This is a genomic window from Massilia sp. CT11-108, from assembly GCF_047302915.1.
Classification (GTDB): domain Bacteria; phylum Pseudomonadota; class Gammaproteobacteria; order Burkholderiales; family Burkholderiaceae_D; genus Telluria; species Telluria orientalis.
In genome coordinates this window covers 1-5603 of record NZ_JBKYMO010000373.1, presented here as the reverse complement: position 1 = coordinate 5603, position 5603 = coordinate 1, and the positions used below count along the sequence as shown (strand labels likewise).

7 protein-coding genes are annotated in these 5603 nt (G+C 67.2%); 2 read left to right on the top strand and 5 right to left on the bottom strand.

Annotated elements, in window-relative coordinates; translation table 11 throughout:
- The 5 genes from ACEN88_RS23160 to ACEN88_RS23140 form a co-directional block, all read right to left on the bottom strand.
- A partial coding sequence (locus ACEN88_RS23160) for a cbb3-type cytochrome c oxidase subunit I (protein WP_413343418.1) occupies positions 1 to 1006 on the bottom strand: 1006 nt, incomplete at its 3' end.
- A 16-nt stretch (positions 1007 to 1022) separates the two neighbouring features.
- On the bottom strand, positions 1023 to 1577 hold the full coding sequence (locus tag ACEN88_RS23155; protein WP_413343417.1) for a cytochrome C oxidase subunit II: 555 nt from the start codon (positions 1575 to 1577) through the stop codon (positions 1023 to 1025).
- 1 nt (position 1578) lies between these two features.
- Complete coding sequence (locus ACEN88_RS23150) at positions 1579 to 1758, bottom strand: hypothetical protein (RefSeq protein ID WP_160410615.1); 180 nt, start codon at positions 1756 to 1758, stop codon at positions 1579 to 1581.
- Positions 1759 to 1770: 12 nt separating this feature from the next.
- The gene (locus ACEN88_RS23145; protein WP_413343415.1) at positions 1771 to 3039 is read right to left on the bottom strand and encodes a c-type cytochrome; all 1269 of its coding nucleotides are present in this window, start codon (positions 3037 to 3039) and stop codon (positions 1771 to 1773) included.
- On the bottom strand, positions 3036 to 3755 hold the full coding sequence (locus ACEN88_RS23140; protein WP_413343413.1) for a c-type cytochrome: 720 nt from the start codon (positions 3753 to 3755) through the stop codon (positions 3036 to 3038). The genes ACEN88_RS23145 and ACEN88_RS23140 overlap by 4 nt, the downstream gene beginning before the upstream one ends.
- A gap of 229 nt (positions 3756 to 3984) precedes the next feature.
- Between ACEN88_RS23140 and ACEN88_RS23135 the strand changes: the two genes are divergently transcribed.
- On the top strand, positions 3985 to 4950 hold the full coding sequence (locus tag ACEN88_RS23135; protein ID WP_413343411.1) for an HDOD domain-containing protein: 966 nt from the start codon (positions 3985 to 3987) through the stop codon (positions 4948 to 4950).
- A 109-nt stretch (positions 4951 to 5059) separates the two neighbouring features.
- Complete coding sequence (locus tag ACEN88_RS23130) at positions 5060 to 5512, top strand: nuclear transport factor 2 family protein (protein ID WP_413343408.1); 453 nt, start codon at positions 5060 to 5062, stop codon at positions 5510 to 5512.
- Positions 5513 to 5603 lie beyond the last annotated feature (91 nt).

The window sequence follows — 5603 nt, the reverse complement described above, 5'->3', positions numbered from 1 at the left end:
CGCCGCCGAAGCCCAGCAGGATGAAGGAGAACGCGACGGCGAGCATCATCGGGTTATGCCAGGGCAGGGCCTTCACCCAGCCGAGGGCGCCCGTGCCGCCGCGCAGGCGTCCCGCGATTTCGACCGACGCGGTGATCGTGAAGACGGTCAGCAAGGTGGGGACCGAGACCATCGCGGTGAACACGGCGTGCAGGAATTTCACGCCCGCGCCGACCTGCGGGTCCTGGAACAGGTGGTGGATACCGATCGGCATCGAGAACACGAGGAACAGCACGAACGAGATGCGGCCCATCACGTCGCTGTACAGGCGGCCGCCGATGGCGCGCGGCACCAGCGTGTAGAACGCGATGTAGGCCGGCATCAGCCAGAAGTAGACGATCGCGTGCAGCGTCCAGGAAAAGAACACGCGCGACAGGCCGGCGTCGATCGTCGACTTGAAGCCGAGGGCCACGGGCAGGATCAGGAACAGGATCTCGACGGCGGCGCCGACCGACGTCCATGCCCACAAATACGCCCCTGCGAGATTGGCGAACATCGGCAGCGGCACGGCTGCGCCGGGATGCGCTTTCTTCCACACGCGCAGATTGATCGACATGAGCGCGACCCAGATCCACGAGCCGACGACGACCAGCACGATGCCGATGTAGTAGGCCCAGTGCGCGATCAGCGGCGGGTAGAACGTGTACAGCACCGAGGCCTTGCCCAGCGAGACGGGGATCATCGCGACGACCGTGCCGAGGACGACGAGGGTAAAACCGATCCAGGCCCAGCGCTTGCCCGCGAGCGGCTGCTTCAGCGCGAGTTCGACGATGGCGTAGCCGAAGCCCATCGCCACCAGCGTGGGGAACACATAGCCCATCGCGGAGCCGTGCGCGGTGACGGAGCGGTAGTACAGCTCCGGGTTGCCGATCCAGTCGATCAGCGGGCTGCGGATCACCATCTGCCATTCGCCCAGCAGCAGGGCGACGAAGAAGGCGGCGAAGGCGACCCAGAAGTGGGCCAGCACGAGGCGGCGGGAATCGTTACTGAACACAGCTCAACCTCCTTCCTGGCTGGGAGTTCGCCCTGCGCATGAATTCTTCGCGCGGGATGACCTGCACATGGGCCCACATCGCGGCGTGGCCGTTGCCGCAGAATTCGTGACAAGGCATCACGTGCTCGCCGGGCGCTTCGAACCGGGTCTGGAAGTTCGAGATGTACCCCGGGATCAGCATCAGGTTCACGTTGCTGTGACTGACCGAGAAGCCGTGCACGACGTCGGCCGCCGTGCCGCGGAAGTGCAGCCATGTGTTGGCGGGGACGACGAGGCATTGCGGCGTGAACGAGTACTGGTTCGCGAGCACGCGCACCGTGACGGAGCCGTCCGGCTCCGCGGCGCTGCCCAGGTTCGTCTCGACGAATTCGCCGGCAATGTGCAGCGTGGTCGGGTCGATGGTTTCCGTGCGCACGGGCGGCATCGCGGCCCAGTGGAGGCTCATGTACGCCATCATCGCGACGAGGAAGGCGATGATGCCGCCGACGATCCACGCCCAGCGCGCTTCCGCTTTCGCGGCGATGTCGTGTGCGGTACCTGCCATGTCAATCGCCTCCGCGTGCGACGAACACGAGGAAGTAGAAGGCGAGCCAGATCGCCATCACGATCGCCACCGCGATACCGGCCAGGGCGAATGCGCCGCCGGGGCCGCGCGCGACGATGGCGTCGACGCGGCGCTGCTGCTCCCCGCCGTCCAGGTCTTGGTCTGTCGGTTCCAGAAACATGGCTTCCCCTTTTTACTCGACCGTGGCCGAGCGCAGCTGGTTGACTTCGCGTGCCGTCACGGGCGCGCCCCGGTTGCCCCACGCGGTGCGGATGAACGTCACCACCGATGCGATCTCGTTGTCGTTCAGGTCCTGCGCGAACGGCGGCATCCCGTACGGCATCGGATTGCGCTTCGTGCCGGGCGGGTAGCCGCCGTTGAGCACCATGCGGATCGGATTCACGGCGGAGCTCATGCCGATCGACTGGTTGCGCGCCAGCGGCGGGTAGTGGGGCAACTTGCCGCGGCCTTCCGCACCGTGGCACGACGCGCAGCGCGCGGCGTAGATGCGGCGGCCTTCCGTGAAGGCCTGGCCCACGTCGGCGCGCGCGGGCGCGCCGGCCGGATCGGACGCGGGGCCCTGGTCGGCCGGAAGACTCTTCAGGTAGACGGCCATCGCGCGCACGTCGTCGTCCGTCATGTACTGCAGGCTGTTGAACGTGACCTCGGCCATCGGCCCGTACACGGTGCCGCGGTTCGACACGCCTTTCTGCAGCAGGTCGACGATGTCCTGCAGCGCCCAGTCGCCCAGGCCCGCCTCGCGGTTCGACGTCAGCGACGGGGCGTACCAGTTCTGCATCGGGATCAGGCCGCCCTGGAATGCCTTTTCCTGCGACGAGCCGCCCAGCGCGTTGATCGGCGTGTGGCACATCGCGCAGTGGCCGAGGCCCTGCACGAGGTAGGCGCCGCGGTTCCATTCGACCGACTTGCTGCGGTCCGGCTGGTACTCTCCTTCCTTGAAGTACAGGGTGCGCCAGCCGATCAGCAGCGAGCGGTTGTTGTACGGGAAGCGCAGGTCGTGCTCGCGTGACGCCAGGCGTACCGGCGGCACCGAGCGCAGGTAGGCGAAGATGGCGTCGCTGTCGGCGCGCGTGACCTTGGTGTACGACGCGAACGGCATCGCCGGATACAGCAGATAGCCTTTCGGCGAGCGTCCCGTGTGCATCATGTTGTAGAAGTCGTCCGCACTCCAGCTGCCGATGCCCGTGTCGCGGTCGGGCGTGATGTTCGGGGCGTACAGGGTGCCGAACGGCGTTGGCATCGCCCGGTTGCCGGAAAAGATCTTCGCACCCGGGACCGTGTGGCACGCGATGCAGTCGCCGGCCTGCGCGAGGTAGCGGCCCCGTTCCACGATCGACTGTTGCGCGGGCGCTTTCGCCGCATTGGTCTGCGCCCACGCGGCCGCCGCGAGCAGCGCCAAGGGGACGGCGGCGAGCGCGATCCTGCGGATCACGGCGTTCATGGCTGGCCTCCTTTCTGCGGCTGGCTGCCGCACGCGAGCGGCAGCTTCATGCCGGGCTGGCGCAGCGGACGGGCCGCGGTGACGGGCAGCGAGGCGAGATACGCCGACACGGCGGCGACTTCCGGCTCGGAGAGGCTGGAGGCGATGAGCTGCATGCAGTCCGGCGCCAGCGCCGTGCGCACGCCGAAGCGCCACGCGCCCAGTTGCGCACTGACGTAGTCCGCGCGCAGGCCCAGCAGGCCTGGAATGCCGGGTTCGCGGCCGCCCAGTTCCGCGCCGTGGCACGTGACGCAGGCGGGGATCTTCTTGGCGGGGATGCCCTGCGTGACGATGCGCTGGCCGGCGTGCACCTGCTCCGGCGACCGCTGCACCGCCGGTTGCACGAGGGGCGGCGGATTGAGCGACGCGAAGTGCTCGGCCATGCGCATCAGGTAGTCGTCGGGCAGGTAGGCCAGCAGGTAATTCATCGGCACGTACTTGCGCCGGCCGTCGCGGAATGCCACCAGCTGGTTGTAGAGATAGCCGGCCGGCTTGCCCGCGAGGCGCGGGAAATAGACGTTTTCCACGCCGCGGCCCTGGGCGCCATGGCATCCGGTACAAGCCTGCACCCGCGCTTCCATCGTATCGGGAATACGGTCCGCCGCTGTTGCCTGAGCGTGCGCGTGGCATGCCAGGAACGCGCTACCGACTCCGATTATGCCGAGAATTATTTTCATCGAATAAACTCCGCAGCCCTCTGTCGGTGTGAAAATTAACACAAGTGCACCCGATGACGACGCACGAGTTGTTCATGCGAGATCGATTGCGACAGTCAATATTTGTTTTTTTCACATGGGAGGGCATTCCCGGAGTGGGCGGCTGCGGAAAAATGATCGTGCCCGCAACGCCTGGATGACACCCGTCAGGCTACAATGAAGCCATCATCGCAGCGCAGTCCCAACGCCTATGAAAAACTGGATCAGCCGCCTCCGTGGCGGTGCCGACAATACCGCCGACACGAAACCCGCTCCCGCGGCGGAGGCGGACGAACACCCGGGCGGCATTCCCGCCGAAATCGAGGCCGCGTATTACCGCTGGCTGACGGCGTCCTCCGGCTACGAGGCGTCGGACGCCGTCCAGGCGGCGATCCTCGACCAGGTGCGCGCGCTCGCGCGCGATCCGGCCAGTGCGGCCGAGCTGGTGCCGCGCGTGCCGGAAGTGATCCCGCAACTGCTGCGCAGCCTCCAGGACGAAGCGTCGAACGCCGAGCTGGCGCGCCAGGTCGCGCAGGACGTCGTCCTCGTGGCCGAGGTGATCCGCGAGGCGAACAGCGCGTACTACCGGCCGATGTCGCCCGTGAAGACGGTCGAAGCGGCCCTCATGATGCTGGGCCAGAATGGCTTGCGCATGCTGCTGGCGCGCATCGCCTTCCGCCCGATTATCAAGCTGCAGACGACGGGTTTCACGCGCCTGGCGGCGCCGCACGTCTGGGCCCAGTCCGAGAAATGCGCGCTGGCCGCGAGCCTGATGGCGCCGGGCCTGACGGCCGGGCCGTTCGAAGCGTATCTGTCCGGCCTGATGCAGAACCTGGGGCTCGTCGTCGGCTTCCGCCTGGCCGACCGCCTGTGCGAAGAGAACAAGGTGCCCGGTTCCAGCGAATTCGGCGTGCAGTTGCTGGCCGAAGGCCGCCTGCTGTCGGCCGCCATCGCGAAGCACTGGGACTTCCCGCAGGAAGTCGCCGACGCGATCGCGCACGCCGGCGATCCGGGCGAGGAGAACCTGGCGCAGGCGCTCGCGCTGGGCGACCGCATCGCCAAGCTGCGCATGCTGATCGACGGCCATGTGATCGACGAGGACGACGATTTCGTCACCGACGGCCTGGACAACTTCCAGCGCCGCTGCCTCGGCAAGCTGGGCACCGTCGAAAGCTGATCCGCCCCACCGTTCTTCTTCCGTGTTGCCACGGCAGGGTTTCCGTGTAATTATGATTTTCGGACACGAAACTTTTGCTCGGGCAATAAATACACGTGGAGGAGACACCATGATTCGCAAGACGAAGGTTGCATCCCTGCTGCTGGCATGCGCATTGCTGCCCGTGTGCGGCGGCCAGGCCGTGGCCGGACCGCTGGACGAGGCGAAGGCGAAGGCCCACCTCGACGCCGTCGCCGCCGGCGACCTGGAAGCGCTGATGCGCGACTATGCCGATGACGCTTATATGGAGTGGGTCGGCGGACCGCTCGACGGCCGCTACCGCGGCAAGGCCGCGATCCGCGCCGTCTGGCAGAAGTTCATCGCGGCGAATGCCGGCAAGCCCCGTCCCGCGTCTTTCGGCAAGCTGACGGCGCTCGGCAATCCGCGCGGCACGTCGCTGCAGGCGAAGGCCGACTACGGCGGCACCGTTCCCGTGAAAGTCTGGCATGCGCTGACCTACCGCGACGGCGATTTGACCACCGAGCTGTGGCAGATCGCGCCCGCGCTGCAGATCGATCCGTGAGACGCGCGCTGCCGCCGCTGTTGTGCGCAGCGGCGCTGATGGCGGGTAGCGCGAGCGCCGCGACCGTCGAGGTGCTCGTGCAGACGCCGGC